Consider the following 26,994-nt stretch of genomic DNA (forward strand, 5'->3'; position numbering starts at 1 on the left):
CACCTTCCGAGCGCAGCGAGACCGAGCACTAAAGTTCGCGGCCCGTCTCGCTTCCGAGCCGTCGAAGCGCATGCGACGAAGTCGCGAGTCTCGACGGCTCGGAAGCGAGACCAAGGGGGCCGCGAACCCGCAGCGCCGCAGGCGCTGCCAAAAAACACAGCTCAACCGCGCTGACTACTGACCGAGACGACTTCACCGGTCAGGTAGGAGGTGTAGTCGCTTGCCAGCATCGCGATGGTCGCAGCGACTTCCCACGGCTCGGCGGCTCGGCCGAACGCTTCACCTTCGGAGAGGCGGTCGAGTAATTCGGTCGAACTGACCTTGTCCAGGAAAGCGTGCCTCGCGATGCTCGGAGCCACCGCGTTGATCCGGACACCGAGTTCGGCAGCCTCGATCGCGCTGCATCGGGTCAGCGCCATCACGCCCGCCTTGGCGGCGGCGTAGTGCGCCTGGCCGTATTGGGCACGCCAGCCGAGAACGCTTGCGTTGTTGACGATCACACCGCCGTGGCCCGCATCGCGGAAGTAGCCGAGCGCCGCGCGGGTGCAGCGGAAGGTGCCGTTGAGGGTGATGTCGAGGACGCGGTCCCACTGTTCGTCGGTCATATCGACCACCGGGGTCTCGCCGCCGAGGCCCGCGTTGTTGACCATGATGTCGATGCGGCCGAATGCGGTTGCCGCGCCGCGCACCAACTCGTTGACCTGCTCGGTGCTCTGCACGTCGCAGGCGATCGACGCCACCCGGCGATCCGGGAACTCGGCCTTCAGCTCGACCTCGGTCTCGGCAAGGCGCCGCTCGTGCCAATCGGACACGACGACATCGGCACCCTCCGAGAGCAGCCTGCGTGCCGTGGCCGAACCGATTCCGGTGCCTGCTGCGGCGGTGACGACGGCGGTCCGGCCGGTCAACAGACCGTGGCCGGGGATGGGCTCGGGTGCCACAGACAGCGGCCGTGCGATGTTGTCGCTCATGGACGCGCCTCCCGTGGCAGACCGAGCACGCGCTCGGAGATGATGTTGCGCTGCACTTCGTTCGAACCTCCGTAGATGGTGTCGGCGCGGGTGAACAGATACAGCCGCTGCCATTCGTTCAGATCGTTCTCGTCGGCGACCAGGCCGGCGGGACCGAGCACCGCCATGGCGAGTTCGCCGAGACCGCGATGCCAGTTGGCCCACAACAGCTTCGAGACCGACGCCTGTCCCCCGTCGTCGGCGCCGGCGCCTTCCATCGTGCGCAGTGCGTGGGCGCGCAGCACACGCAGTCCGACCCAAGCTTTGTCGATTCGGTCGGCAATCAGTGGATCGTCGGCCGCGCCGGTGCGTCGGGCGAGCGCCTCGACATCGGCGAGTTCGCGGGCGAACCTGATCTGTTGACCGAGCGTGGAGATGCCGCGTTCGAAGGTCAGCGTGCCCATCGCGATGCGCCAGCCGTCGCCGGGCGCGCCGACCACCAGGTCCGCGGCGGTGCGCGCGTTGTCGAAGAAGACCTCGTTGAATTCCGAGGTTCCGGTCAGCTGGATGATCGGGCGCACCTCGATACCCGGCTGTTTCATGGGAACCAGCAGGTAGGAAAGGCCCTTGTGACGCGTGGAGCCGCGTTCGGTGCGTGCGATGACGAAGCACCAGTCGGCGACGTGGGCCAGCGAGGTCCAGATCTTCTGGCCGTTGATCGACCATTCGTCGCCGTCCAGCTGGGCGGTGGTGGTGATGGCCGCCAGGTCCGAGCCTGCGCCTGGTTCCGAATAGCCCTGGCACCACAGTTCGGTGACATTGCGAATGCCCGGCAGGAACCGAGCCTTCTGCGCATCAGTGCCGAAGGCGATGACCGTCGGCCCGAGCAGTTCCTCGCCGACGTGCGAGACCCTGGCAGGCGCATTGGCCTTGGCGTACTCCTCGTGGAAGATCACCTGCTGCCGCACGGACGCCTCGCGGCCGCCGTATTCCTTGGGCCAGCCGAGGCAGGTCCAGCCGGACGCGGCCAGGTGCCGGTCCCAGGCGAGGCGTTCGTCGAACGCCTCGTGTTCCCGGCCCGGCCCGCCTAGTCCACGCAGCTCGCGGAATTCTCCGTTGAGGTTTTCGTCCAACCACTGGCGCACTTCTGCGGAAAACCGCGCGTCCTGTGCGGCAGTGTCGGAATCTGAGGTCTGGATCGCAACCACGCCGGTAGGATAACCTACCAAGCACTTGCTTTGTTAGAGCCTGATGACTTTGACTGAGTATCGGCATCAAATGACCGCACCGACGGTGAGGACAACCGTGACAACCCCTGCTCAAACGACACCGCTGGCACTGCACCACGCCGCACGCACGTTCGGTGCCGCACCCGCCGTCGGCGACGGCGACGTCCGGCTCGACTGGACGCAGTTGCTGACGTCGGTCCAGGAGGTGGCTCGAGCACTGATCGCGCGCGGGGTGCAAGCAGGCGACCGGGTCGCCATGTGGGCACCCAATACCCATCACTGGGTGATCGCGGCGCTGGCCGCCCACTATGCGGGCGCGGCCCTCGTGCCGCTCAACACCCGCTACGTCGCCGACGAAGCCGCCGATGTGCTCGCCAGGGTCGAGGCGAAGGCGCTGTTCATCGCCGGCACCTTCCTCGGGCGCGATCGACTCGCCGAACTGCGGGCGGCAGCACCGGAATTGGCTATCGACACCGTGGTCGTCATCCCGGTGGAACCGGGCACAACGGCCGCAGGCGACAACGTGCTGAACTGGTCGGAGCTGCCCGCCGCCGCGGAGCCCGTCACCGTCGACGAGGCGGAAAAGCGCGCGCTCGCCGTCACCCCCGACGACATCTCCGACATCCTGTTCACCTCGGGAACCACCGGACGCAGCAAGGGCACCCTGGTCGCGCATCGGCAAGCGCTGTCGGTGGTGCGAGCCTGGGCCGAGTGCACCACCCTCGCGGGCACCGACCGCTATCTCGTCGTCAGCCCGTTCTTCCACAACTTCGGCTACAAGGCGGGCATCCTGGCCTGCCTGGTCACCGGCGCGGCGATCATCCCGCAGCCGGTGTTCGATGTGCCTGCCACCATGCGGCTGGTCAGCGACGAGCAGATCACGGTGCTGCCGGGCCCGCCGACGATCTATCAGACGATTCTCGACTTCCCCGATCGCGACAAGTTCGACCTGAGCACGCTGCGGGTCGCGGTTACCGGCGCGGCGACCGTGCCGGTGGTGCTGGTCGAGCGGATGCGTTCGGAGCTCGATTTCGATGTGGTCATCACCGGCTACGGCCTTTCCGAGGCTGCGGGGTTCGGCACCATGTGCCGTGCGGACGACGACGCGGAGACCACCGCAGGCACCTGCGGACGGCCGATCGCCGACTTCGAGCTGCGCCTGGGCCCCGACGGTGAAGTACTGCTGCGCGGCCCGAACGTGATGCTCGGCTACCTGGACGATCCGGAAAGCACCGCCGAGACCATCGATGCCGACGGCTGGCTGCACACCGGCGACATCGGCACGCTCGACGAGCGCGGCTATCTGAAGATCACCGACCGGCTCAAGGACATGTACATCTCGGGCGGTTTCAACGTGTACCCGGCGGAAGTGGAACAGGCACTCGCCCGGCTGGACGGCGTCGCCGAATCCGCGGTCATCGGCGTGCCGGACACCAGGATGGGCGAGGTCGGCAAGGCCTACGTGGTCCGCAAGCCGGGATCCGCCCTGACCGAAGACCAGGTGCTCGCGCACGCAACCACCGTGCTGGCCAACTTCAAGGTGCCGCGACTCATCGAATTCCGCGATCAGCTGCCCTACAGCGCCGCCGGGAAAGTGCTCAAGCGTCAACTACGTGAGGAGAAGTCGTAATGTCGGACGAAGTCGGTGTTCCCGACGAAGGAGACGTCGTCACCTATGAACGGCGCGGCCGGGTCGCGATCATCACCTTGAATCGACCGGATTACCGCAACGCGCAGAACTCGGTGATGACCTACGCCCTCGACGCCGCCTTCGAACGCGCCGTCGAGGACGACGAGGTCGGTGTGATCGTGCTGGCGGGCAACGGGAAACACTTCAGCGCCGGACACGACATCGGCACACCGGGGCGCGATCACCACGTGCGCTACCCGAACAAGGCCGCGCTGTGGTGGGACCACGTCGACAAGGTGGGCGGCGATCAGCGCTTCGCGCGTGAGCTCGAGGTCTATCTCGGCATGTGCCGCCGCTGGCGCGAGATTCCGAAGCCGACCATCGCGATGGTGCAGGGCGCCTGCATCGCGGGCGGGCTGATGCTGGCCTGGGTGTGCGATCTGATCATCGCCTCCGACGATGCCTTCTTTTCCGATCCCGTTGTCCGCATGGGTATCCCGGGTGTCGAATACTTCGCGCATCCGTGGGTGATGGGACCGCGCGCGGCCAAGGAGTTCCTGTTCACCGGTGACCGGTTCGGCGCAGCCCAGGCCAAGGAGTGGGGCATGGTCAACCGGGTCGTGCCGCGTGCCGAACTCGAGGCCGAGACCTTGGCGCTCGCCGAAAAGATCGCGACCATGCCGCGATTCGGGCTCGCACTGACCAAGAAGGCGGTGAATCAGGCCGAGGACCTCATGGGCATGCGTGCGGGCATGGACTCGGTATTCGGCCTGCACCACTTCGCCCACGCCCACAACGCCGAGGTCGGCGCGGACTCGTTGGGCGGCATGAACGCAAAATCCATGAAGGCGACGGCGAGCACCGCCGAGCAGAACGGAACGACGTAGTGGATCTGGATCTGGATACGGCGACCCAGGAATTCCAGCGGGAAGTCCGCGAATTCCTCGCCACCAACAAACCTGAGCAGCCGCTGCCCTCGATGGATACGAAGGCCGGCTTCGAGGCGCACCGCGCATGGGAACGCACCCTCGCCGATGCGCGCCTTTCGGTCGTTTCCTGGCAACCGGAATACGGCGGCCGCGACGCCTCATTGCTGGAGTGGGTGCTGTTCGAGCAGGAGTACTACGCCGCGGGCGCGCCGGGACGCGTCAGCCAGAATGGCATCTTCTTGCTCGCGCCGACACTTTTCGAGCACGGCACCCCCGAGCAGCTCGACCGCATCATGCCGCGGATGGCGCGCGGCGACGACATCTGGGCGCAGGCCTGGTCCGAGCCCGAGGCGGGCAGCGACCTGGCGGGCATCCGCTCCACCGCGCGTCGCACCACGGGCGGCTGGCTACTGAGCGGGCAGAAGACCTGGAGTTCGCGAGCATCGTTCGCAGACTGGGCATTCGGGCTGTTCCGCAGCGATCCCGAGGCCGAGCGACACCGCGGGCTCACCTACATGATGTTCCCGCTGACGGCCGACGGTGTCTCGGTGCGCCCGATCCCCCAGCTGGACGGCGAGCCCGGCTTCGCCGAGATCTTCCTCGACGACGTCTTCGTTCCCGATCGCGACGTCATCGGAGAACCGAACGACGGCTGGCGGGTGGCTATGAGCACCTCCAGCAACGAGCGGGGGCTTTCGCTGCGCAGCCCCGGCCGGTTCAGCGCGACCGCACAGCGGCTGATCGATCTGTGGCTCGACGAAGGCGACCGCACCAACACCACGCAGCGGGATGCGGTGGTGGACGCCTGGATCGGCAGTGAGGCCTACCGGCTGCACACCTTCGGGACGGTCACCCGGCTGAACGAGGGTGGCAAGCTCGGCGCGGAATCCTCGATCACCAAGGTGTTCTGGTCCGAACTCGATATCGCCATGCACGAAACCGCGCTGGAGGTACTCGGCGCCGCCGCCGAGCGGGCCGGCCGGTGGACCGACGGCTATTTGTTCTCGCTGTCGGGCCCGATCTACGCGGGCACCAACGAGATTCAGCGCAATATCATCGCCGAGCGGCTGCTCGGACTACCGAGAGGGAGCAGCCGATGAGTGTGCATCGGTCTGCTTCGACGACGCGGCAATCGCGTACGGAAAGGAGGGCTCGATGAGATTCGCGCTCAGCCCGGAACAACTCGACTTCGGCACGAGCGTGCGCAAGCTGCTCGATGCCGGACGCACCCCCGCAGCGGTTCGTGCCTGGGCGGCCGGTGATCCCCGTCCCGGCCGGTCGCTGATCCGCCAGCTGGCCGGCGCGGGCGTGCTCGGCTTGGCGGTCGAGGAAAGCAACGGCGGAATCGGCGCCGACCCGATCGACCTCGTCGTCGCCTTCCTGGAAATCGGCAGGGCCGCGGCGCCAGGACCTCTGGTCGAGACCGCCGCCGCGATTCCTGCGCTACTGCAGGCTCTTCCGGATGCCGCACTCGCCGCACGATGGCTGCCCGGCTTCGCGGACGGTGCGGCGCTCGGAACCGTAGCTTTCGCCTCGCCCGACCAGGACGCAGTCGCGCTCGATGCGGACACCGCGGAAGTGGTGCTGATCGCCGACGGTGACCAGCTGTCCACCGCGCATCGGACCGGTCTGGTGCGGTCGGTCGATCCGGCCAGGCGGCTGTTCACCGTCGCATCCGACGACGTGGTCGCCACCGGCGAACAAGTGTCCGGAGCCATCGCGGTCGCGTTCGACACCGGCGCACTTGCCGCCGCCGCTCAGCTCCTCGGTGCCGGGCGAGCGCTGCTCGACGCCGCCACCGGATACGCCAAGCAGCGCAAGCAGTTCGGCAAGCCGATCGGCGAATTCCAGGCCGTCAAACAGAAGCTCGCCGATGTGCTGATCGGCCTCGACCTCGCCGAGCCGCTGCTCTTCCGCGCCGCGCTGACCATGGCCGAGCCCACTCGCAGCCGCGATGTGTCGGCAGCCGTTGTCGCCTGCGGCGATGCCGCCTACCAGGCGGCAAGGGCTGCCCTGCAGGTGCACGGCGCCATCGGCTACACCGCCGAGTACGATCTGTCGCTGTGGTTGACCAAGGTCACCGCGCTCCGGTCTGCATGGGGCTCACCGGATTTGCATCGCTCACGAATCGCCCGCGCACTGCGCGACGAGACGGTGCGCGACCGCGGCCTGCGGGGTGCGGTATGACAAGCACCGAGCATCTCGAATTCGTCAGCTCCGTCCGTGCGCTGCTCGCCAAGCATGCGGGCCGCGACGCGGTGCGCGCGGGCATGGACACCGAACTCGGCTACGACGAGGCGCTGTGGCGACTGCTGTGCGAGCAGATCGGTGTTGCGGCGCTCGCGATTCCGGAGGAGTACGGCGGCTTCGGCGCAAGCCTTGTCGAATCCCTGCTGGTGGTCAGCGAATTGGGGCGCACGCTGGCCGCGGTCCCGATGCTCGGCTCGGCCGTGCTCGGCGCGCAGGCCGTGCTGCTGTCCGGCGACGTCGACGCATGCAACAGACTGTTGCCCGAGGTGGCCGAGGGCACCCGCACGATCGCGGTGTGCTGGGCGGGCCGGCGCGGCTGGGATGAGCCCGGCGTGCATGCCGACAACGGAACACTCACCGGCACAGCCAGTTACGTGCTCGACGGCACCCACGCCGACACCTTCATCGTGGTGACGCCCACCGGCCTGTTCGAGGTCGAGGCCGCGACCGAGGGCATTACCCGACGCGCCCTCCCGACCATGGACCCGACCCGCAAGCTCGCCGAGGTCGTCTTCACTGCGGTTGCCGCCCGCAGGCTCGGCGCCGGCGATCCGGCGGCGGTCACGGCACGCCTGCACGAAATCGCTTGGGCGACAGTGGCCGCAGAGCAGGTCGGGGCCGCAGAGCAGTGCCTGGACATGACGGTCGAATACACCAAGTCCCGGGTGCAGTTCGGCCGCGCGATCGGCAGCTTCCAAGCACTCAAGCACCGCATGGCCGACATGTATGTGCTGCTGGAATCCGCCAAGTCCGCTTCCTACGCGGCGACCGCCGCCGTCGCTGCGAACAGTCCCTCGGCCGCAGAGGACGTCTGGGCCGCACGCGTGCACTGCTCCGAGGCGCTGAGCACCATCGTGGCCGAAACAGTCCAACTGCACGGCGGCATCGCCATCACCTGGGAGCACGACGCGCACCTGTTCTTCAAGCGCGCCCACGGCGACGCCCAACTGTTCGGCACGCCCCACCGGCCCCTGCCCCAACCGGTGTAGCTATCTCCTCCGCGTCATCATCGACCGAGCGCCTCGGCGGAGTCATTGCACTCCCCGAGGCGCTTTCGCGTCCGAACGGCGACGTATCCGCAGGTAGTAGCCTGCGTCACGCAGTTCCTCGATTTGCATAGTTAGCTTATGAAATAATACTCGGGTGCAGCAGTCTCAGGTGACATCAGCAGAAGACAGCGTGGTCAATCTACTCGTCACCGCCGGTCGGCTGACCCGGCTGGCCGGGGTGATCAGCGGTGACGATCTGCCGCGGGCCGTGCTGCGAGCGCTGGCGGTGCTCGACGAACACGGTGCTATGCGAGTCAGCGAGTTCGCCCGCATCGATAGATGTTCACAGCCGGCGGCAACGGCGCTGATCGCCCGGCTCGTCGCGGACGGCTACGCCTCCCGACGCAAGGACCCGGAGGATTTCCGGGCCGTCGTCGTCGAACTCACCCCGGCCGGTCGTGACCGGCTGCACCACGCGCGCCGCGCCTTCGGCACCGCACTCACGACCCGCCTGTCCGAGTTCGACACCGACCGACTCGCCCGAATGGAAACAGATCTGAACGAACTGCTGGACGCCCTGAAAAAGGCTGCGCCGCAGCACTGATCGACATCGAGATGGCATACCGATGAACATGACGATGTCCCGCACCGACCGCGACGCGGACACCGGCGAGCAGACCGGGCAACCGAAAGTCGTATGGGCCGTTGCGTTTGCGAGCGTGATCGCCTGGGGATCGGCTTGGTCGATCCAATGCATGCGCAGTGACCCACACGAGGGCTGCACATAGTTCGAGCCCGATCCGAAGGACGGACCGGGCTCGTAACCTGATCGAGCGAAACAGCTACTGACGGTCGAACTCGCCGTCGTTCACGCCAGCGGTGAAGGCGTCCCACTCGCCAGGAGTGAACACCAGTGCCGGGCCGGTCGGGTTCTTGGAGTCACGGACACCCACCATGTTTCTATCTAAAAACGCGACTTCCACACAGTTATCATTTCCCCCACTGCGGCTGCTGTTGAACCACCCCAAACACGTTCGGGCACAAGGGCTCCTTTCGTATCAGGAGCCCAATCTGTCGACAACCCTCGTCAGTTCAGGACCTAGTGGTCGACGAGGATCTGATCTCGTTCCGAGCTAGCCGTGTCAATGCTCCCAGTCCCCAGACCAGGGCAGTGGCGCTATGGCGTGTGGGGTCCGGATGTCGATGTCGCGCCGGCGGGGTGGCCGCCGCGGCGAATCGGGGCGCCGAGCAGGGCGGTGAGCTCGTGCTCGACCTCCGACAGCAGCTGATCACCGAAGACGCACACCGTGTATTCCCAAGGGTGACCGAAGGTTCCGAGCCGAAAGTCGGGCGTCGCGTAGATGTGGTAATCGCCGTCGGGGTATGCGGAACCGGGCCAGTCCGGTCGGCCTGCACCACCCACCCGGCTCGGATCGAAACGGTATCCGACGTGCTGCCAGTCGAGCCAATAAAGCACCTCGCCGGGCCTATGGCACGCGAGCAGACCCGCGCGGATGATGCGCTGAAGTTGTTCGACGCCATCGTGTTCGGCGTCGGTCAGATCGAGTGCGCCCAAATGCCAGGTCGCCGATGCGGTCGGTTCGGTAATGCCCGGCGAGGTCGCGACACTCGGGCGGAACTCGAACTCGGCATAGAAGCGATTCCACAGCGCGTCGTATTCAGGACCGTCGAACAGTTGGCGGATGGGGCGCGTCTTCACGGGCGGTTCCTCCGGAAACCAGTGATAGGCAGTGACCGTGGTGATGACACGCATGCCTGCTGCTTCCAGCGCGGATTGCAGCTCGCCGTCGGCCTCGGCGACCACGTAACCCACCTCGGGTTCGCCGTTCGCGCCGATCGAATTGGCGCGTTGCCAATCCCACCCGCACAGGTGATCGGCGAACACGCCCTCCGGATCCACGATCCCGCCGATGGCCATGAAGTTCGTGCGCGCGAGGTGAGCGGCCCACGCGGCGGCCCGTATCCGTCCGTCGTGCGTGGCGACCAGCACATGGTCCTCCCAGCGCAACGACCGTCCGTCGGCGAGGAATTCGGTGAAAGCGATCTGGTGCGGTCCGGCTGCGGCGACGAACCTGGCAACGTCCTGGAGGTGTCGGTGGTCGGACACCTCTGCCACGACTGCCCCGGCCGTCAGCGGCTCGACAGCGGTGATCTGCCCTACCGGCGCAACCAGGACCGCGCGTTTTCTACCCGTGATGAAACCCGCCGCCCGCAGCCGCTGTGGTAGGTCGGCAGGATTGTCGTGCGCATAGACCTTCCATTCCGCGGGCTCACCGCGCGCATCGCAGGCATCGCGCTGGCGGGCGATCAGAGCGTCGAGGCCCTCGACCGGCAAGGCTCGATGCTCGATGCTCGCGTGGGTGCCGTAGTGGATCCGGACAACCGGTCCGTCCTCTTCGACCACGCTGCCGACCGGCCGCGGCACCGGTAGCCGACCCCGTAGTTGGGCGTCGTGCAGCCCCAACAAATCTTCGATGCTCTCCGTCCTCGAGCCCATTCTGCCTATCATCCCATCGCTCCCGCCCCTGCCTTCACCACGACGCCGACGGCAGCCGCTTCGAGACGCGGGATGTGCGTGCCGGCGATCGGCGATGGTTCGGCGCGCCTGCTCGGAGTCGTCCCAGCAGGCCAGGTAGCGTCCGCCGAGTCGGAGCCTTGCGTGCGGAGATCCCTTCGGTCGAACGGAGCAGCATGTTGGAGACAGCGCAGACGCTGGTGCTCGGCGGAACCGGCAAGAGCGGTCGACGCCTGGTGCAGCGACTTCGTGCCGTAAACCGGCCGGTGCGTGTGGGTTCCACGACGGGGACGGCGCGGTTCGACTGGACCGATCCGGCGACCTGGGCCGCCGCGCTGGATGGGATCAGCGCCGTTTTCGTCGTGTACTCCCCCGATGTGGCGATGCCGGGGGCGCCGGAGGTGATCGGCGCTTTCGCCGAGCAGGCGGTTGCCGCAGGCGCCCGGCGATTGGTCATGTTGTCCGGACAGCGGGCCGAGGTCGGGGTGGACAGCGAGCGCCGACTACAGGACTCGGGTGCGGAGTGGACGATCCTTCGGGTGGCCTGGTTCGACCAGAACTTCGATGAAGGGTTTCTCCGCGACGACGTGCGGGCCGGGCGGGTGGCGCTGCCGGTCGGCGCGGTGGGCGAAGCGTTCATCGATGCCGACGACATCGCGGACGTCGCGGCGACCGTCCTCACCGAGCCGCGGCATTCGGGGGCGATCTATGAACTCACCGGCCCCCGCCTGCTGACCTTCGCCGACGCGGTCGCCGAGATCGGCACAGCCAGCGGGCGCGACATCCGGTTCGTCGAGGTGCCGCCAGATGCGTACGCCGCGACGCTGACCGCGCACGGCAGGTCGGCGGCCGAGGTCGAACAGTCGATCTATCTGTTCACCAAACTCATGGACGGCCGCAATGCCCGGGTGGAGCACGGCGTCCAGAAGATTCTCGGCCGCGAACCGCGCGACTTTCGTGACTATGCCGGTGCGGCCGCCGCAACGGGCGTCTGGACGGCGCACTGACTTCGGATTTTCGTCGATTTTCTGGAGTACGGTCGGGAACTATGACCGAAGAGCAGCGGGGTCGCGTCAAGATCGAGACGAGCCGGAAGCGGGTGCGGGTCTATCTCGGCGGACAACTGGTCGCCGATACGGCGCGGCCGGTCCTGGTCTGGGAGAGCCCGCATTACCCGACCTACTACGTGCCGCTCGCCGACCTGCACGCGAAGCTCGAACCGAACGGCATCACGAAACACTCCCCCAGCCGGGGCGAGGCAACGGGGTACGACGTGGTGGTCGACGGCGCAAGCGCGCCGGGCGGCGCGCTGCGCTATCACGATTCGCCATTCTCCGAACTCGATGATCTGGTCCGGCTGGACTGGAACTCGATGGACGAATGGTTCGAGGAGGACGAGCCGGTCTACGTCCATCCGCGCGATCCGTACTCCCGGATCGACATCCTGGCCAGCTCGCGGCACGTGCGCGTCGAGATCGATGGCGTCACCGTCGCCGACTGCCGTTCGCCACGCATCCTCTTCGAAACCGGGCTTCCCCCACGGTATTACCTGCCGCTGACCGATGTGCACATGGACTTGCTGCGCCCCTCGCAGACCCATTCGAGCTGTCCGTACAAAGGCACCGCCGACTACTGGAACATCCGCGTCGGCGACAAGGAATACCCCGACCTCGTGTGGGGCTATCGCACGCCGCTGCCCGAAAGCCAGAAGATCGCGGGGCTCGCCTGCTTCTTCAACGAGAAGGTCGACATCTACCTCGACGACGAACTCCAGGACCGCCCGCACACGCCGTTCAGCTGACCGACGACAGGTGTCGGCGCGGCGCACCGGACTGGATGTCGGACCTCATTCGACCCGACACCTCCGCACGCGGCAGGGCGTGAGTGTTTCGGACATCATCATGAGCAATCAGGCCATTCATTTACTCATCGACTGGCCATATCGTTCGAGTCATGACCAACGCGAAAGCCACCGAGTCCACCAAGACAATCGCTGTCTACGGCGCCACCGGAGTCACCGGCGGCCATCTCCTGACCGAATTGAACCGTCGCGGTATCAGCCCGATCCTGGTGGGCCGCAATGCCGGTCGCATGCACGCCGCCGCGACCGCCGCCGGGCTCCCGAACGCAGAGGTTCGGGTCGCGGAGGTCTCCGACCAGGCCGCTCTCGTTGCGGCATTCACCGGTGCCGATGTGGTGATAAGCAGCCTGCCGTCCTATGTCGACCACGGCGCGGCGGTGCTCGCGGCGGCGATCGACGCGGGCGCGCACTACACGGACCTGTCCGGAGAGCAACTGTTCCTCGAGCGAGTGTTCGACGACTACTCGGCGCGCGCCGAGGCGGCGGGCGTGACGGTGGTCCCCGGCATCACCAATAGCAATCTCCCCGGCGACCTGCTCGGCTACCTGACCTCCCGACGCCTGACCGGTCCGGTGGAGATCTCCATGAGCCTGCACGGTACAAGCGAAGGCAACGGCTCCAAGGGCAGCGCGAAAACCATACTGGCGAGCCTGGATTGGTTCCGCAGTGGCGGCTGGCACTTCCAGGACGGCGGATTCCACACCGGCGCGGCCGCCAGGCACGCCGAGATGACCTTCCCCGGCGCCACCGAACCCACCACCGTCTCGAAGTTCCCCCAGCCCCCGGTGCTCACCATTCCCCGCCACTCGAAGGTCTCCTACGTCGAGGGCGTGCTCGACACCGCATTCCACAGTCAGCTCGGCGGCCTCACTGCCGAAATCGTCGAATCACTCCCGAACGAACCGACTTCGGGGCTGAGCTATGACTTCGTCGTCGACGCATTCGGCGAGGACGGCCGTAGGGTGCGCGGCGTGGTGAGCGGCACGGACGCCTATCGCGACTCGGCGCTGATGGCGGTGGAGGCCGCGGTCCGGCTCGCCGATGGCACCACCGAGCCAGGAGCCCTTGCGGCTGCCGAAGCATTCGACGCCGGGCACTTCCTCGATGCTCTCGCCCGGTTCGGTATCACCTGGCGCATCGAACCGTAGGTCGTGGAGCGCGGCGATCCGGCCGCGAAATACGCTGTCCCGCAATGAGGGCACCGGTTCAGACTGCGATGAGCGGTGGCCTGTCCTCGGCGCGGCGGTAGCGGCCAGGGGCACGGCCGTATTCGCGCTTGAACGCCTTGGCGAAGGCGAATTCCGAGGTGTAGCCGACCTTTCGGGCGATGGTGCTCAGCGAGCTGTCGGTGTCGCGCAGGAGACGAGCCGCGGTCAGCATGCGCCACCGAGTGACATAGGCCAGCGGCGGCTCGCCGACGGTGGCGGTGAAACGACGAGCCAGGGTGGCACGGGAGACGCCTGCGATATCGCTGAGGTCGGGCACGGTCCAGGCCCGGGCAGGCTGCTCGTGCACAGCCCGCAGGGCGGCCGCGACCGCGGGGTCGGCGAACGCGCCCGCCCAGCCGGAGGCAGGCTCGTCAGCGGCAGCCTGTTCGTCGAACCAGGCCCGCAGGATGAACAGCAGCAGGGTCTCCAGGATGGCGGGCACCGCGGCGTCACTGCCCTGCCGCGGCTCCGCGATCTCGGCGGCGAGCAGGTCGACGGTCGCGCGCAGCGAGGGGTGGCGGCCCGGGCGCGCGGGGAGGTGGATGAATTCGGGTAGCTCGTCGAGTAGTGGGTGACTGCGTTGTCTGCCGAGTTCGTATGCCCCGCACAGCAATGCGGTGCGCGCACCGGCCCCGGGGATGTCGCGCGGCTCGCCGGGCCGCGCCGTCTCGGTGACCGGGCTGTCCAGACGATCCACCAGATCATGGTCGGCGCCCCTCGGCATGAACAGGACGTCACCGGCGCCGAGTGCGACCGGCTCGCCCTGCGGCGGCACCAGCCAGCAGGAACCCTGCAACACCACATGAAAGCCCGCACCGGGAACCACCGGGTAGCTGCGTCCCCAGGGGGCATGCCGGACGAACATGCCGGAGGCCGGGTTGCCCGTGCGGATGGCCGCGATGGTCTCGCTGAGAATGTCCACCCACTCACCATAGCGCTTAATCGTTGAGCGCTCAGGACATGATTCTGAGTAAAATAGCCATGGATTCACCCAGAATCCAGCAATACCGTTGGGCTCATGACAAACACGAACGCCACCGGAACCACCAAGACGATCGCCGTCTACGGCGCCACCGGCGTCACCGGCGGCCACCTGCTCACCGAACTGGATCGCCGCGGCATCACCCCGATCCTGGTGGGCCGCAATGCCGATCGCCTGCGTGCCGCCGCCGCAGCCGCGGACATCCCGGCCGCGGAGATCCGGGTGGCAGCGCTCACCGACCACGACGCTCTCGTTGCCGCGTTCAGCGGCGTGGACGCGGTGATCAGCAGCCTGCACTCCTACATCGATCACGGCGCGGCGGTGCTCGCGGCCGCGATCGACGCCCGAGCGCACTACACCGATATCTCCGGCGAGCAACGGTTCTCGAAGCAGGTGTTCGACGACTACGCGGCCCGCGCCGAGGCGGCCGGTGTCACCGTCGTTTCCGGGATCACCGATAGCAGCCTGCCCGGCGATCTGCTCGGCTACCTGACTTCTCGTGCCGTGCCAGGTCCCGCCGAAATCGTGCTCAGCCATCTGAGCAAGAGCGGCGGGAACGGCTCCAAAGGCAGCGCGAAAACGGTATTCGCCAACCTCGACTGGTTCCGCAGCGGCGGCTGGCACTTCGCGGACGGTGAATTCCGCACCGACGCAACGATCAAGCATGCGGAGCTGACGATCCCGGGCGACACCGAACCCACCGCCGTCACGAAATTCCCACTGCCGCCGGTGCTCACCATCCCCCGGCACTCGAATGTTTCCCACGTCGAGGGCGTGCTGCCCACGCAGGTCCACAACACACTGAGCAGCTTCACCGCGGAGATCATCGAATCGCTGCCCGAGAATCCCAGCTCGGACCTGCGCTACGACCTCGTCGTCGACGCCTATGGCACCAATGGCGACCACGTCCGCGGCATCGTGAGCGGCGGCCACACCTACCGCGATTCGGCGCTGATGGCCGTGGAGGCCGCCATCCGGCTCGCCGAAGGCACCAGCAAGCCGGGCGCACTCGCCGCGGCCGAGGCCTTCGACGCCACCGACTTCCTCGACGCGCTCACGCCCTTCGGCATCACCTGGCGCATCGAAGAGCTGTGAGTCGGGCATAGTCGATTCATGACCGACACTCGACCGCCGCTCGCCGTCGCACTCGATCTGGAACCGCACCCGGAGGGCGGCTGGTATCGGGAAACATGGCGCAGCGCTGTGGAATTCACGCCGGAGGGGTACACGGGTATGCGCGCGAGCGCGACCGGGATCTACTTCTTGCTGCTGCCCGGCGAGAGGTCCGCACCGCACACGGTGCAATCGGACGAGGTGTGGCTGTGGCACCGCGGCGGACCATTGGTGCTCGACATCGGTGGCGAGGAGATCATCCTCGGTCCCGATGTCGAGCACGGTCAGGTATTGCAGGCGGTGGTGCCCGGCGGTGTCAGCCAGGCCGCGCGACCTGCGGGCACGGACTACGCACTGGTGAGCTGCATCGTCTCGCCCGGCTTCGATTTCGCCGACTTCCGTTTGGACTGAGCAGCAGGTTCGAGCCCTGCTAGTGCTGGTATGCGTGCAGGTTCCATCCCCGGAAACGTGCAGGATTGCGCACTTCCGCCGAATAACGGCCACTCAGGCCTGATCCGGTATCACGGAACTTCGATGACGCCTTCGTCCACCGCCCACTTGATGGTCTTCTCCAAGTTCGGGCAGGAGTCGGGGCGGCCGGGTGCGTTTCCCTTGGCCGCGAGTTGGGCGAAGACCGGGCAGTGGGCGGCGGGATTGCCCTTCCACTGCACGGAGGTCTGGTGCGAACTGCTCTTGCGCACCAGGACTTCGCTGTCGCATGCCTGACACCGCAGCGGGGTGAGGCCGTCCTCCAGGTAGCGCTGTTTGTCGACCACGGTCTGGGCCTGCACCGCTGCCCGCCGAGCCGGCTGGTCGGCGAAGTCGGGTGCTTTGGCCCAGGTCGCAGCCATCAGACACCTGCCTCCGCTTGATTCGCCTCGGCCGCGTCGGCCTCCGCCTTGCGCCGCAGATTCTCCGCAACCTCGGCCTCCCACGCCTCGTTGGCCTTGGTGGTGTCCACCTCGAACTCGAAGCGCTGCGTCATCTTCTCCGTCACGTCGGCCAGGTCGACGTAGAACTGGTCATACCAGCGACGCAGCTGGTAGACGGGGCCGTCTTCCTCGCACAGCAGCGGGTTTTCGACCTTGGACTTGTGCTTCCAGATCTCGACGTCCTGCAGGAAGCCGACACTGATGCCCTCGGTCATCTTCGCCGCCAGCTTGTCGGCCATCTCACCGTCGACGCCCTGCGGCTTCTCCAGCGTGATGCCCCACTGCAGCATGAACGAGTCCTGCGACACCGGGTAGTGGCAATTGATCAGGACACTCTTGACCTCGTACCCGCTGTAGATATTGATCAGCGGATTGATCATGTACGACGGCCCGAAGTACGACGCCTCCGACTTCAGCAGGGTGTCGCCGCCGTACTTGGAGGCCATGCCGATGTCGGGACGGCCCTTGGTCTCCAGGAACTGGGTGGCGATGTGCCCCTCGAAAACGTTCTTGAAGTACGTCGGGAAGGCGAAGTGGATATAGAAGAAGTGGGCCATGTCGACCACGTTGTCGATGATCTCGCGGCAGTTCGCGCCCTCGATCAACAGGGAGTTCCAGGTCCAGTCGGTCCATCCACTGTCGAGCTGCTCGGTCGGATTGCCGTCGGAGTCCGTGTACGGACCCTCGATGTGCGGAATGGTGATTTCCGGCGGCGGCTGGCTGCCCTCGTGGTCGTGCCAGACGAACAGCTGACCGTTGCGCTCCAGCGTTGTCCACTTCCTGGTGCGCGCCAGCGGCGGCACCCGCCGCGCATAGGGAATCGCCGTGCACTTGCCACTGGCGCCCCAGCGCCAGTCGTGGAACGGACAGGCGATGTCGTCGCCCTTGACCTCGCCCATGCTCAGGTCGCCACCCATGTGCCTGCAGTAGGCATCGAGCACCCGCAGTTCGTCATTGGTATCGGCCCAGATCACGAGTTTGGTGCCGAACACCTCGACGGCGTGCGGCTTGCCGTCGCGGAACGACTTCGCCAGACCGAGGCAATGCCATCCCCGCGCATATCGGGTGGGTGCGGAGCCCACATCGAGCTCTCGAACCTTCGCACCGCTCCCCTGTGGGGTAACTGCCATCGCGATTCCTCCTCCTTCTGTACTAGAACACGTTACAAAAATGTCGCGTTCCACGCCAGCGATTCGGCCTACTTCCAGCACATGTCCATACTTTGTTCGAGATGAACGGCGGTTCTCGACATAAATAAGAACCTGTTCTAGTCTCAGAGGCAAATGAGTACCGGTTATCAATCCGACCAGGCAGGAGCAGGTCCCGAGATGACGCAAGAAGTGACCGAACGGGTCGAAGCGCTATTGCCGACGCTGCGCGAGCGCGCGCAGGAGGCCGAGGACCTGCGGCGCATCCCCGACGAATCAATGAAGGCGCTACAGGAGACCGGGTTCTTCCGCCTGCTCCAGCCCAAGCAGTGGGGCGGCTATGCGGCCGACCCGGTGACCTTCTACGACACGGTCCGCAAGATCGCGAGCGCATGTGGGTCCACCGGCTGGGTGGCAGGCATTGTCGGCGTTCACAATTGGCACCTCGCGCTGTATTCGCAGCAAGCCCAGGAAGACGTGTGGGGTGAGGACACCGAGGTCCGCATCTCCTCGTCCTACGCTCCGATGGGCGCGGGCACCGTCGTCGACGGCGGCTACATCGTCAAGGGCGCGTGGGCTTGGTCCTCGGGCTCCGACCACGCCACCTGGGCGGTGCTCGGCGGCCCGGTGATCAAGGACGGCAAGCCGGTCGACTTCGGCAGCTTCCTGATCCCGCGCACCGACTACCGCATCGATGACGTGTGGAATGTGGTCGGCCTGCGCGGCACCGGATCCAATACCGTTGTGGTGGACGAGGTTTTCGTGCCGTCGCACCGGTTCCTCAGCTTCCGCAAGATGAGCGAGCTCGCCTCCCCCGGCCTGGAGCAGAACACCGACCCGGTGTACAAGATGCCGTGGGGCACCATCCATCCCACGACTATCGCGACACCGATCGTCGGCATGGCCTACGGCGCCTACGAGGCGCACGTCGAACATCAGGGCAAGCGCATCCGCGCCGCCTACGCGGGTGAGAAGGCCAAAGACGACCCGTTCGCCAAGGTCCGGATCGCCGAGGCCGCCAGCGATATCGATGCCGCGTGGCGGCAGCTGTCGGGCAATGTCGCCGATGAATACGCGCTGTTGGTGGCAGGCAAGGAGATTCCGTTCGACCTGCGGGTGCGGGCGCGCCGCGATCAGGTCCGCGCCACCGGAAGGGCAATCGCCTCCATCGACAAGCTCTTCGAGAGCTCGGGCGCCACCGCACTCGCGAACGGCACTCCGCTGCAGCGTTTCTGGCGGGACGCGCACGCAGGCCGGGTGCACGCGGCCAACGATCCCGAGCGTGCCTATCTCATGTACGGCACCCACGAGTTCGGGCTGCCCGTCACCGACGGCATGGTGTGATGACCACGACGACATCGGAGGCGTGATGACCTCGACCGTAGAACTCACCTTCGAATCCACCTCGCGCTATGCGCAGGTGCGCCCTGATCTTCGGCTGCACTACCACGAGGCCGGTGTCGGCAACGGCCCGACGATCGTGCTGCTGCACGGCGGCGGGCCCGGCGCCTCCTCCTGGTCGAACTTCTCACGCAACATCCCGGTGCTGGCGCAGAACTTCCACGTGCTTGCGGTGGATCAGCCGGGGTTCGGGCAGTCGGACAAGCCGCTCGACCATCCGCAGTACTTCGTGCACAGTTCGTCGGCACTGAAGGACCTGCTGGATCACCTGGAGATCAGCGGCCGGGTCCATCTGCTCGGCAATTCCCTCGGCGGCGGTGCCGCGGTGCGGTTCGCGCTGGACTACCCGGAGCGCGCGGGGAAGCTGGTGTTGATGGGCCCCGGCGGGTTGAGCGTCAACCTGTTCGCGCCGGACCCGACCGAGGGCGTGAAGCAACTCGGGAAGTTCAACTACGCGCCGACCAGGGAGAACATCGAAGCCTTCCTGCGGATCATGGTCTTCGACCAGTCGCTGATCACTGAAGAACTGATCGAGGAGCGCTTCGCCTCGGCAAGCACGCCGGAGTCGCTGGCGGCGACCAGGGCGATGGGAAAGTCGTTCTCCGGACCCGACTTCGAGAAGGGCATGATCTGGCGCGACGCCTACAAGCTGCGCCAACCGGTGCTGCTCATCTGGGGTCGAGAAGATCGAGTGAATCCGCTCGACGGCGCGCTGGTGGCGACGAAACTGATTCCACGAGTTCAGCTGCACGTATTCGGTGGTTGCGGCCACTGGGCGCAGCTGGAAAAGTTCGACGAATTCAATCGGTTGGCAAGCGACTTCCTCGCCGGCGTCAAGGAGAAGTGATGGGCATTCGATCATTGGCGTACTTGCGCATCGAGGCCACCGACATGGCGGCCTGGCGCGAGTACGGCCTCAAGGTACTCGGCATGGTCGAGGGCAAGGGCAGCGATCCGAACGCGCTGTACCTGCGGATGGACGACTTCCCGGCTCGGCTCGTCATCGTGCCCGGCGAGCGGGACCAGCTACAGGTCTCGGGCTGGGAGACCGCCAATGCCGGTGAGCTGCAGGATATTCGGGATCGGCTGGACGCGGCCGGGGTGCCCTTCAAGGAGGGCACCGCGGCCGAACGAGCCGACCGCAGGGTCGACGAGCTGATCCGTTTCGAGGATCCCTCCGGCAATGCGCTGGAGGCTTTCCACGGTGCGGCGCTGGAACATCGGCGCGTGGTCAGCCCGTACGGGCACACGTTCGTCACCGGCGAACAAGGACTCGGCCATGTGGTGCTGAGCACCAAGGACGACCAGGCCTCGCTGACGTTCTACCGGGACGTTCTCGGCTATCGGCTCCGTGACTCGATGCGGCTGCCACCGCAGATGGTCGGGCGGCCTGCCGACGGCGAACCGGCTTGGCTGCGCTTCTTCGGCTGCAACCCGCGCCACCACTCGCTCGCCTTCCTGCCGATGCCGACACCGAGCGGCATCGTACATCTGATGCTCGAGGTGGAGGGCTCCGACAGCGTCGGGCTGTGCCTCGATCGGGCGCTGCGCAAGAAGGTGAAAATGTCCGCGACGCTCGGCAGGCACGTCAACGACAAGATGCTGTCCTTCTACATGAAGACCCCTGGCGGATTCGATGTCGAATTCGGTTGCGAAGGGCTCGAAGTCGACGATCATTCATGGATCGCCCGGGAATCCACCGCGGTGAGCCTGTGGGGTCACGACTTCACGGTCGGACAGCGACAGCAATAATGAACGGGGCGAGCGACACGATGACAACTGAAGATTCTCCCGCCATCGACGGACGGCAGTTCCGCAACGTACTCGGCCAGTTCGCCACCGGCATCACGGTGATCACCACCTTCGATGGTGACGCCCCGATAGGGTTCGCCTGCCAGTCGTTCGCCGCCCTCTCCCTCGAACCGCCACTGGTGCTGTTCTGCCCCACCAAGACCTCACGGTCCTGGGCGGCGATCGAACAGTCCGGGCGCTTCTGCGTGAATGTCCTCGCCGAACAACAGCAGCAGCTGTGTGCCCGCTTCGGTTCCCGCGAACCCGACAAGTTCGCCGAAACCAGTTGGCACACTTCAGAACTGGAGCTTCCGCTCCTGGACGATGCTTTGGCCACCATCCAGTGCACGGTGGACAGCGTCGTCGACGGCGGCGATCACTACATCGTGATCGGCCGAGTGCTGGCCCTGTCGGAGTCGACCACCTCCGGCAGGCCGCTGTTGTTCTACCGAGGCCAGTACAGCGCCATCGAACCGGACAAGACCGTCCCGGCCCCCTGGCGCCACGACCTCGAGCACTTCCTCACCACGACGACGTTGGACACCTGGCTGTAGCCCCATGTAGTGATCAGGCGGAGGCGGCGCGGAGAGCGAACCAGCCGTTCGTGGGATCGGCGTAGCCGTGGTAGAGGAGGGGAATGCGCTGGTCTATTTCGAAATGACGGTAGATGGCCAGCATGGCTATGCGGACGGCGTAGTCCTGGAAGTCGTCGACGCGCCGGGGGCCGATCGGGAGTTCCGGGAGTGATGCCAGGCGCGTCATGTCGGCGGTGTCGGCGGTGTCCAGGCCGATCGGGGCGGGATCGGTGATCAAGTGGTCGTGCAGGATGGCGCGGGTGCGCGCGTAGTCGGGTAGTCGCGCGGGGAAATCCCGGAACTCCGCACGCACGGAGCTGTACGGCTCGACCTGGGTTTGGACCAGTTCCATCAAACCGGCATCGAGATGCGGGGCCGCGGAAGTGAGCGGCGTCTGCTCCAACAGATGCAGAATGCATCCGCCACGGACCAGCGGCTCCGGAACGAGAAACACCGCCAACGCGGGATCCGCGTACTCCCGGCAGGTCAAACAGACCTTTGTGTGGACCGGATCAGTCATGCAGCCCTCCTCGTGAGAGGCTTCGGCCGCTATACCGACCCGCAAAGCGACCTCGATTGGGTAACCATCGAACGCCGACCACCGAAGACCACTGCGATCGCCGACACCCGACCAGGCTTGCACTGGCCAGTATAGGAGCCGGGTACCTGCGAGGAAATGCCGCGCGAAGTGGGAATCTTCGGATTGTGGATATTCCGCCGAACCTTGCAACACACTCGATACCGTGGACCTATGCCGAGTGCTGATCGCATCACCACGGATCCAGGCATCTGCCACGGGAAGCCAGTGGTGCGCGGGCTGCGATATCCCGTAGCTATGTTGCTCGAATTGCTTGACGCCGAGATGAGCGTCGACGACATCCTGGCTGACTACCCGGATCTCGAACGCGACGACATCCTCGCCGCGCTCGAGGTGACCGGTAGTCGGGACGCGGACGGTGATGCGCACCGATCGCAGCCCGACTGCGGGGACATCGGCTAGGCCGAAACCGCCTGTTCGCGCTGGAGTTCCAGGGCGATGTCGATGAGCTGGTCTTCCTGGCCGCCGACCAGTTTGCGTTTGCCTGCGCGGACCAGCATTTCAGCGGCCGAGACGCCGTAGCGTTCGGCTTGGCGTTCGGCGTGCTTGAGGAAGCTGGAGTAGACGCCCGCGTAGCCCATCATGAGGGCTTGGCGATCCAGTAGGCATTCCTGGGGCATGACGGGGCGGACGACGTCTTCGGCGGCGTCGGCGATGGCGAAGAAGTCGATGCCGGTCTCGAGGCCGAGCTTGTCGCAGACGCCGACGAAGGCTTCGACGGGCGTGTTGCCCGCGCCCGCGCCGAAACGGCGGGCGCTGCCGTCGATCTGCTTGGCGCCCGCACGGACCGCGTAGACCGAGTTGGCGACCGCGAGGTCCAGGTTCTCGTGGCCGTGGAAACCCACCTGGGCGTCATCGCCCAGTTCCGCGACGAGGGCCGCCACGCGATCGGAAACCTGTTCCAGGACAAGGGCTCCTGCCGAATCCACCACGTACACGCACTGGCAGCCCGCGTCGGCCATGATGCGGGCCTGCTTGGCGAGCGCCTCCGGCGGCTGGGTGTGCGACATCATCAAGAAGCCGACGGTTTCCAGGCCGAGTTCGCGCGCGAGGCCGAAGTGCTGGATCGAGACATCGGCCTCGGTGCAGTGGGTCGCGATGCGGCAGATCGAGGCGCCGTTGTCCTGGGAGACCTTGATGTCTTCCTTGACGCCGACACCGGGCAGCATCAGCACGGCGATCTTGGCCTGCTTCGCCGTCTCGGCGGCGATCTTGACCAGTTCCTGCTCAGGGGTTTTCGAGAAGCCGTAGTTGAACGAGGAGCCACCGAGGCCGTCGCCGTGGGTCACCTCGATGACCGGAACGCCTGCACCGTCGAGGGCCGCGACAATATTGCGGACGTCCTCGCCGGTGAACTGATGGCGCTTGTGATGCGAGCCGTCGCGCAGCGAGGTGTCGGTGACGCGGATGTCGAGTTCTGCGGAATATGTCATGGTTGGAGCTCCTTACACCCGGGCCGAGAGGATCTGCTTGGCCATGACCTCGCCGACCTGCGTGGCCGCGGCGGTCATGATGTCGAGATTGCCCGCGTACGGTGGCAGGAAGTCGCCTGCACCCTCGACCTCGACGAACACCGAAACCTTCGCCATACCACCGGAAATCACCGACGGCGGATCGAACTGCGGCTCGTTGAGCAGCCGGTAGCCCGGCACGTACTGCTGGATATCGGCGACCATCCGGTGGATGGATTCGGCGATGGCTTCGGTATCGGCGTCTTCCGGGATCGCGCAGAAAATGGTGTCGCGCATGATCATCGGCGGCTCGGCCGGGTTCAAGATGATGATCGCCTTGCCGCGCTCGGCGCCACCGATGGTCTCCACGCCACGCGAGGTGGTCTTGGTGAATTCGTCGATATTGGCGCGCGTGCCCGGTCCGGCGGAAACCGACGACACCGAGGCGACGATCTCGGCGTAGGCGACCGGCACCACACGCGACACGGCCGCGACGATCGGGATGGTGGCCTGACCACCGCAGGTGATCATATTGACGTTCGGCGCATCGATATTCGCGCCGAGGTTCACCGGCGGCACCACGGCGGGTCCGACGGCGGCGGGCGTGAGATCGACCGCGCGGATGCCGGCTTCGGCGTACCGCGGCGCGGCGGCGCGGTGCACGTACGCCGAGGTCGCCTCGAAGACCAGGTCCGGCAGCTCGGACTGGCCGAGCAGCCAGTCGACGCCCTCGTGCGAGGTTTCCAGCCCCAGCCCGCGAGCCCGCTTCAGACCCTCGCTCTCCGGGTCGATGCCGATCATCCAGCGCGGTTCCACCGTGATGGAGCGCAGCAGTTTGTACAGCAGATCGGTGCTGATATTGCCGGATCCGACGATCGCGGCGGTGACGGTCCCCGTTTCGGACACGGCAGGCCTCCTACTTGAATTGCAAACGAACAGAACCGAGTCCGGCGAACTCGGCGTGGAACGCATCGCCAGGGCGGGCGTCGATGGCACGGGTGCAGGAACCGGGCAGCACGATGTCGCCGGCCTTCAAACGCACGCCGAAACCGGCGACCTTGCGGGCCAGCCACGCCACCGCGATGACCGGATCACCGAGCACCGCGTCGCTGCGGCCCTCCGCGACCACCTCACCGTTGCGGGTGAGCACGGCGTCGATGGCCTTGATATCCAGCTCTTTCGGCGCGACCCGTGCCGCGCCGAGCACGAAGCCCGCGGAGGACGCATTGTCGGAGATGGTGTCGGCGAGCCCGATCTTCCAGTCCTTGATCCTGGAATCGATCAGTTCGATGGACGGCGCGTAGGCGACCGTCGCGGCGAGCACATCGGCCTCGGTGCAGTCTTCGCCGGGCAGGTCGGCACCGAGCACGAAGCCGACCTCGACCTCCACTCGCGGGAACAGGTAGCGCGACGCTTCGACCGGAACGTCCTCGAAGACCTCCATGTCCGCGAGGAGATGACCGTAGTCGGGTTCGTCGACGCCCATCATCTGCTGCATCGCGAGCGACGAGAGCCCGACCTTGTGGCCGACCACCGTGGCCCCGTTGTCGAGCTTGCGCCGAATATTGATCAGCTGGATCTCATAGGCGTCGACGACATCGATATCGGGATGCCTGGCGACGAGGGGGTCGATGGCCACCCGGTCGCGCTCGGCGACTTCGAGTTCATCGGCCAATTCGGTTCGTACCGAGTCGGACAGCACGCTAATTTCCTTCCACTGTTGTCGGCTCGGGCATCGCGGCCCGTGCAAGGACCCCTTCGGACGCTGCCGCCCGCGAGCTGGTTTCGCTGCCTGCCGCGAACTTTCCCGCGCGACGGCCGGAGTAGATGCAGTCGGCAAGAGACAATCCGCTGACATAGGAGTCCGAGCAGATCCCGACCGCTGTCCGTCCCGCCGCGTACAGGCCGGGAATATCGATTCCGGCAGCCGACTTCACCGCTCCGGTGCCTTCGTCGACGACAACGCCGCCGAGGGTGAGCATCGGACACGGGTTGACGACACTCGGCTTGATACCCACATCCAACATCCAGAACGGCCCTGCCCCTACCGTTTTGGTGAATTCGGCGGGCTTGCCGACCGGGTCGGGGGTGCCGTTCTCGATGGCGGCATTGTGGGCGGCCACGGTGGCACGCAAGCCGTCCGCGTCGACACCGGCCTTCGCCGCCACCGCGTCCAGGGTCACGCCGCGCACCGCGGTCCGCCGCATCGCCTCGAACTGTCCGCGCTGGAACCAGGCGGATTGGCCGCCGATCTGCGAGATGGCGGTGCGCATGAGGTCGTCATCGGCGAGCAGCCAGCCTTTGCCGTCGTGCTCGGTGATCAGCGCGTGCCCGACTGCCGCGCCGTACCTGGTTTCGTCGATCACCCGCTTGCCGTCCGCGTCGACCAGCACTGCACCGGTAAAAGCGCTGGGCGGCAAGATGAATCGCCAGGCCGAGATATTGCCCATCCGATCGGTCGCCGCGCCGGCCTGCTGCGCCATCAGGATTCCGCTGCCGTCGTCGCCGGTGGTGCCGAGGGCGAGGCCACCGCGGTACCGCGGGCCGTGCTCCTGCACCATCGCGCGATTGGCGATGAACCCGCCCGCGCTGAGTACCACGCCGCGCCTGGCCTGGATCCGAATAGTGGTGCGGTAGCGGCGATCCATCTTCGCCAGCTGTCGTTCCATGGCTTTGCGCAGCGGTGGATAGTAAATGCCGGGCTTGGCGGCGATTTTCGCCATCCGGGTGTAGCGATCCCTGATCCGGCCGGGGGCGTCGCGCAGCGTCCGGCATTCGACGCCGATCACGGTGCCGTTGTCATCGACGATCAAACGGGTTGCCTGCGTGAGGGTTTCCACCCGCACACCCCGCCGGGAGGCCGATGCGGCCAGCGGGCCGGTCAGCTTCTTGCCGGAAGTGCCCTTGCCCTTGACCCGATGACCGCGCTGCGCGGGCGTCGCGACCTCGCGGCCGTAGCCGGAAACCTCACTGCCCGAGTAGTAGAGGTAGTAGCTGTCGTTCGGATACGAGGTCTTGTACGGACACAGCGACGCCTCGAACGGCACGCCGTGGCCCTTCAGCCACTCGATCATCGCGGGGCTCTCGGCCACGAAGCGACGCAGCGTCTCGGGTGTGACAGCGGTGCCGACTTCACGCTCGAGATAGGCGAGCATCTGCTCCGGCGTATCACGCACACCCGCTTCTTGCTGCACCGATGTGCCGCCGCCTGCGTAGATGATGCCGCCGGACAACGCCGATGCACCGCCACCGGCGAACCGCTCCAGTACCAGTACCTGCGCACCCGCATCCGTCGCTTCCAGCGCGGCCGCCGCACCCGCGGCACCGTATCCGACCACGACTACGTCGGCGGCCAGGTCCCATTCGAGGCCCATGTACTCCACTCCGGTCTGAAACTGAAACAAGTTTTCCCGACTAATGG

The 26,994-nt window shown here is 66.3% G+C and carries 28 protein-coding genes; 16 read left to right on the forward strand and 12 right to left on the reverse strand.

Annotated features, from left to right (window positions below):
- Positions 1-161: 161 nt before the first annotated feature.
- Together ACLMAL_RS29725 and ACLMAL_RS29730 are read right to left on the reverse strand one after the other, a co-directional pair.
- Positions 162-971: an SDR family oxidoreductase gene (locus tag ACLMAL_RS29725; RefSeq protein ID WP_412002113.1), complete on the reverse strand. Its 810-nt coding sequence runs from the start codon at positions 969-971 to the stop codon at positions 162-164.
- The gene (locus ACLMAL_RS29730; protein WP_412002114.1) at positions 968-2,158 is read right to left on the reverse strand and encodes an acyl-CoA dehydrogenase family protein; all 1,191 of its coding nucleotides are present in this window, start codon (positions 2,156-2,158) and stop codon (positions 968-970) included. The genes ACLMAL_RS29725 and ACLMAL_RS29730 overlap by 4 nt, the downstream gene beginning before the upstream one ends.
- Before the next feature lie 97 nt (positions 2,159-2,255).
- On the opposite strand from ACLMAL_RS29730, the gene ACLMAL_RS29735 reads away from it, so the two are divergent.
- The 6 genes from ACLMAL_RS29735 (at position 2,256) to ACLMAL_RS29760 (ending at position 8,581) form a co-directional block, all read left to right on the forward strand.
- Entirely contained in the window at positions 2,256-3,809 is a 1,554-nt protein-coding gene (locus tag ACLMAL_RS29735) for a FadD3 family acyl-CoA ligase (RefSeq protein WP_412002115.1), read from the forward strand.
- Positions 3,809-4,696 carry an enoyl-CoA hydratase gene (locus ACLMAL_RS29740; RefSeq protein WP_412002116.1) on the forward strand — a complete coding sequence of 296 codons (888 nt, stop codon included), beginning with the start codon at positions 3,809-3,811 and terminating at the stop codon, positions 4,694-4,696. The genes ACLMAL_RS29735 and ACLMAL_RS29740 overlap by 1 nt, the downstream gene beginning before the upstream one ends.
- Complete coding sequence (locus ACLMAL_RS29745; RefSeq protein WP_412002117.1) at positions 4,696-5,838, forward strand: acyl-CoA dehydrogenase family protein; 1,143 nt, start codon at positions 4,696-4,698, stop codon at positions 5,836-5,838. The genes ACLMAL_RS29740 and ACLMAL_RS29745 overlap by 1 nt, the downstream gene beginning before the upstream one ends.
- Positions 5,839-5,893: 55 nt before the next feature.
- The gene (locus ACLMAL_RS29750; RefSeq protein ID WP_412002118.1) at positions 5,894-6,925 is read left to right on the forward strand and encodes an acyl-CoA dehydrogenase family protein; all 1,032 of its coding nucleotides are present in this window, start codon (positions 5,894-5,896) and stop codon (positions 6,923-6,925) included.
- A complete protein-coding gene (locus ACLMAL_RS29755) occupies positions 6,922-7,977 on the forward strand; it encodes an acyl-CoA dehydrogenase family protein (RefSeq protein ID WP_412002119.1) in 1,056 nt (351 codons plus the stop codon). Before ACLMAL_RS29750 ends, ACLMAL_RS29755 begins: the two co-directional genes overlap by 4 nt.
- Before the next feature lie 169 nt (positions 7,978-8,146).
- On the forward strand, positions 8,147-8,581 hold the full coding sequence (locus ACLMAL_RS29760) for a MarR family winged helix-turn-helix transcriptional regulator (protein WP_412002120.1): 435 nt from the start codon (positions 8,147-8,149) through the stop codon (positions 8,579-8,581).
- A 238-nt stretch (positions 8,582-8,819) separates the two neighbouring features.
- On the opposite strand, the gene ACLMAL_RS29765 is transcribed toward ACLMAL_RS29760, so the two are convergent.
- Together ACLMAL_RS29765 and ACLMAL_RS29770 are read right to left on the reverse strand one after the other, a co-directional pair.
- Positions 8,820-9,005: a DUF397 domain-containing protein gene (locus ACLMAL_RS29765; RefSeq protein ID WP_412002121.1), complete on the reverse strand. Its 186-nt coding sequence runs from the start codon at positions 9,003-9,005 to the stop codon at positions 8,820-8,822.
- A 149-nt stretch (positions 9,006-9,154) separates the two neighbouring features.
- Positions 9,155-10,495, reverse strand: a complete 1,341-nt coding sequence (locus ACLMAL_RS29770) for a DUF2716 domain-containing protein (protein WP_412002122.1) — start codon at positions 10,493-10,495, stop codon at positions 9,155-9,157.
- Between the two features lie 194 nt (positions 10,496-10,689).
- On the opposite strand from ACLMAL_RS29770, the gene ACLMAL_RS29775 reads away from it, so the two are divergent.
- The 3 genes from ACLMAL_RS29775 to ACLMAL_RS29785 all read left to right on the forward strand — a co-directional run bounded on the left by ACLMAL_RS29775 (position 10,690) and on the right by ACLMAL_RS29785 (position 13,522).
- Positions 10,690-11,520, forward strand: a complete 831-nt coding sequence (locus tag ACLMAL_RS29775) for an NAD(P)H-binding protein (RefSeq protein ID WP_328408636.1) — start codon at positions 10,690-10,692, stop codon at positions 11,518-11,520.
- A 41-nt stretch (positions 11,521-11,561) separates the two neighbouring features.
- Positions 11,562-12,314, forward strand: coding sequence for a DUF427 domain-containing protein (locus ACLMAL_RS29780; protein WP_412002123.1), 753 nt, complete (start codon positions 11,562-11,564; stop codon positions 12,312-12,314).
- Positions 12,315-12,466: 152 nt separating this feature from the next.
- Positions 12,467-13,522: a saccharopine dehydrogenase NADP-binding domain-containing protein gene (locus ACLMAL_RS29785; RefSeq protein ID WP_412002124.1), complete on the forward strand. Its 1,056-nt coding sequence runs from the start codon at positions 12,467-12,469 to the stop codon at positions 13,520-13,522.
- A gap of 58 nt (positions 13,523-13,580) precedes the next feature.
- Here the strand turns inward: ACLMAL_RS29785 and ACLMAL_RS29790 are convergent, their stop codons facing one another.
- Positions 13,581-14,504 carry an AraC family transcriptional regulator gene (locus ACLMAL_RS29790; RefSeq protein ID WP_412002125.1) on the reverse strand — a complete coding sequence of 308 codons (924 nt, stop codon included), beginning with the start codon at positions 14,502-14,504 and terminating at the stop codon, positions 13,581-13,583.
- Positions 14,505-14,600: 96 nt separating this feature from the next.
- On the opposite strand from ACLMAL_RS29790, the gene ACLMAL_RS29795 reads away from it, so the two are divergent.
- Complete coding sequence (locus tag ACLMAL_RS29795; RefSeq protein WP_412002126.1) at positions 14,601-15,659, forward strand: saccharopine dehydrogenase NADP-binding domain-containing protein; 1,059 nt, start codon at positions 14,601-14,603, stop codon at positions 15,657-15,659.
- Between the two features lie 18 nt (positions 15,660-15,677).
- The gene (locus ACLMAL_RS29800; protein WP_412002127.1) at positions 15,678-16,088 is read left to right on the forward strand and encodes a cupin domain-containing protein; all 411 of its coding nucleotides are present in this window, start codon (positions 15,678-15,680) and stop codon (positions 16,086-16,088) included.
- Between the two features lie 110 nt (positions 16,089-16,198).
- On the opposite strand, the gene ACLMAL_RS29805 is transcribed toward ACLMAL_RS29800, so the two are convergent.
- Both ACLMAL_RS29805 and ACLMAL_RS29810 read right to left on the reverse strand, forming a co-directional pair.
- Entirely contained in the window at positions 16,199-16,528 is a 330-nt protein-coding gene (locus ACLMAL_RS29805; protein ID WP_412002128.1) for a hypothetical protein, read from the reverse strand.
- A complete protein-coding gene (locus tag ACLMAL_RS29810; protein ID WP_328408622.1) occupies positions 16,528-17,739 on the reverse strand; it encodes a Rieske 2Fe-2S domain-containing protein in 1,212 nt (403 codons plus the stop codon). Before ACLMAL_RS29810 ends, ACLMAL_RS29805 begins: the two co-directional genes overlap by 1 nt.
- 198 nt (positions 17,740-17,937) lie before the next feature.
- Here ACLMAL_RS29810 and hsaA point away from each other — a divergent pair, with 198 nt between their 5' ends.
- From hsaA to hsaB, 4 genes are read left to right on the forward strand one after another with little or no spacing between them, the layout of a single operon-like run.
- Positions 17,938-19,101, forward strand: coding sequence for a 3-hydroxy-9,10-secoandrosta-1,3,5(10)-triene-9,17-dione monooxygenase oxygenase subunit (hsaA, locus tag ACLMAL_RS29815; RefSeq protein ID WP_412002129.1), 1,164 nt, complete (start codon positions 17,938-17,940; stop codon positions 19,099-19,101).
- A 25-nt stretch (positions 19,102-19,126) separates the two neighbouring features.
- Complete coding sequence (gene hsaD / locus ACLMAL_RS29820) at positions 19,127-20,005, forward strand: 4,5:9,10-diseco-3-hydroxy-5,9,17-trioxoandrosta-1(10),2-diene-4-oate hydrolase (protein ID WP_412002130.1); 879 nt, start codon at positions 19,127-19,129, stop codon at positions 20,003-20,005.
- Positions 20,005-20,910: an iron-dependent extradiol dioxygenase HsaC gene (gene hsaC, locus ACLMAL_RS29825; RefSeq protein WP_406235758.1), complete on the forward strand. Its 906-nt coding sequence runs from the start codon at positions 20,005-20,007 to the stop codon at positions 20,908-20,910. Before hsaD ends, hsaC begins: the two co-directional genes overlap by 1 nt.
- A gap of 20 nt (positions 20,911-20,930) precedes the next feature.
- Complete coding sequence (gene hsaB, locus ACLMAL_RS29830; RefSeq protein ID WP_412002131.1) at positions 20,931-21,503, forward strand: 3-hydroxy-9,10-secoandrosta-1,3,5(10)-triene-9,17-dione monooxygenase reductase subunit; 573 nt, start codon at positions 20,931-20,933, stop codon at positions 21,501-21,503.
- 13 nt (positions 21,504-21,516) lie between these two features.
- Here the strand turns inward: hsaB and ACLMAL_RS29835 are convergent, their stop codons facing one another.
- Positions 21,517-22,044 (reverse strand): hypothetical protein, encoded by a 528-nt coding sequence (locus ACLMAL_RS29835; protein WP_412002132.1) that lies wholly within the window; start codon positions 22,042-22,044, stop codon positions 21,517-21,519.
- A 231-nt stretch (positions 22,045-22,275) separates the two neighbouring features.
- On the opposite strand from ACLMAL_RS29835, the gene ACLMAL_RS29840 reads away from it, so the two are divergent.
- Positions 22,276-22,524: a DUF433 domain-containing protein gene (locus ACLMAL_RS29840; RefSeq protein ID WP_412002133.1), complete on the forward strand. Its 249-nt coding sequence runs from the start codon at positions 22,276-22,278 to the stop codon at positions 22,522-22,524.
- Here ACLMAL_RS29840 and dmpG read toward each other — a convergent pair.
- From dmpG to ACLMAL_RS29860, 4 genes are read right to left on the reverse strand one after another with little or no spacing between them, the layout of a single operon-like run.
- The gene (gene dmpG, locus ACLMAL_RS29845) at positions 22,521-23,555 is read right to left on the reverse strand and encodes a 4-hydroxy-2-oxovalerate aldolase (RefSeq protein WP_412002134.1); all 1,035 of its coding nucleotides are present in this window, start codon (positions 23,553-23,555) and stop codon (positions 22,521-22,523) included. The two genes, ACLMAL_RS29840 and dmpG, sit on opposite strands and share 4 nt — an antisense overlap.
- A 12-nt stretch (positions 23,556-23,567) precedes the next feature.
- On the reverse strand, positions 23,568-24,479 hold the full coding sequence (locus tag ACLMAL_RS29850) for an acetaldehyde dehydrogenase (acetylating) (RefSeq protein ID WP_412002135.1): 912 nt from the start codon (positions 24,477-24,479) through the stop codon (positions 23,568-23,570).
- Between the two features lie 10 nt (positions 24,480-24,489).
- Complete coding sequence (locus tag ACLMAL_RS29855) at positions 24,490-25,275, reverse strand: 2-keto-4-pentenoate hydratase (RefSeq protein ID WP_328408609.1); 786 nt, start codon at positions 25,273-25,275, stop codon at positions 24,490-24,492.
- A 1-nt stretch (position 25,276) separates the two neighbouring features.
- Positions 25,277-26,947 (reverse strand): FAD-binding protein, encoded by a 1,671-nt coding sequence (locus tag ACLMAL_RS29860; RefSeq protein WP_412002136.1) that lies wholly within the window; start codon positions 26,945-26,947, stop codon positions 25,277-25,279.
- Positions 26,948-26,994: the final 47 nt, after the last annotated feature.

This window comes from Nocardia sp. CWNU-33 (genome assembly GCF_046764895.1).
In the GTDB taxonomy this organism is placed as follows: Bacteria; Actinomycetota; Actinomycetes; order Mycobacteriales; family Mycobacteriaceae; genus Nocardia.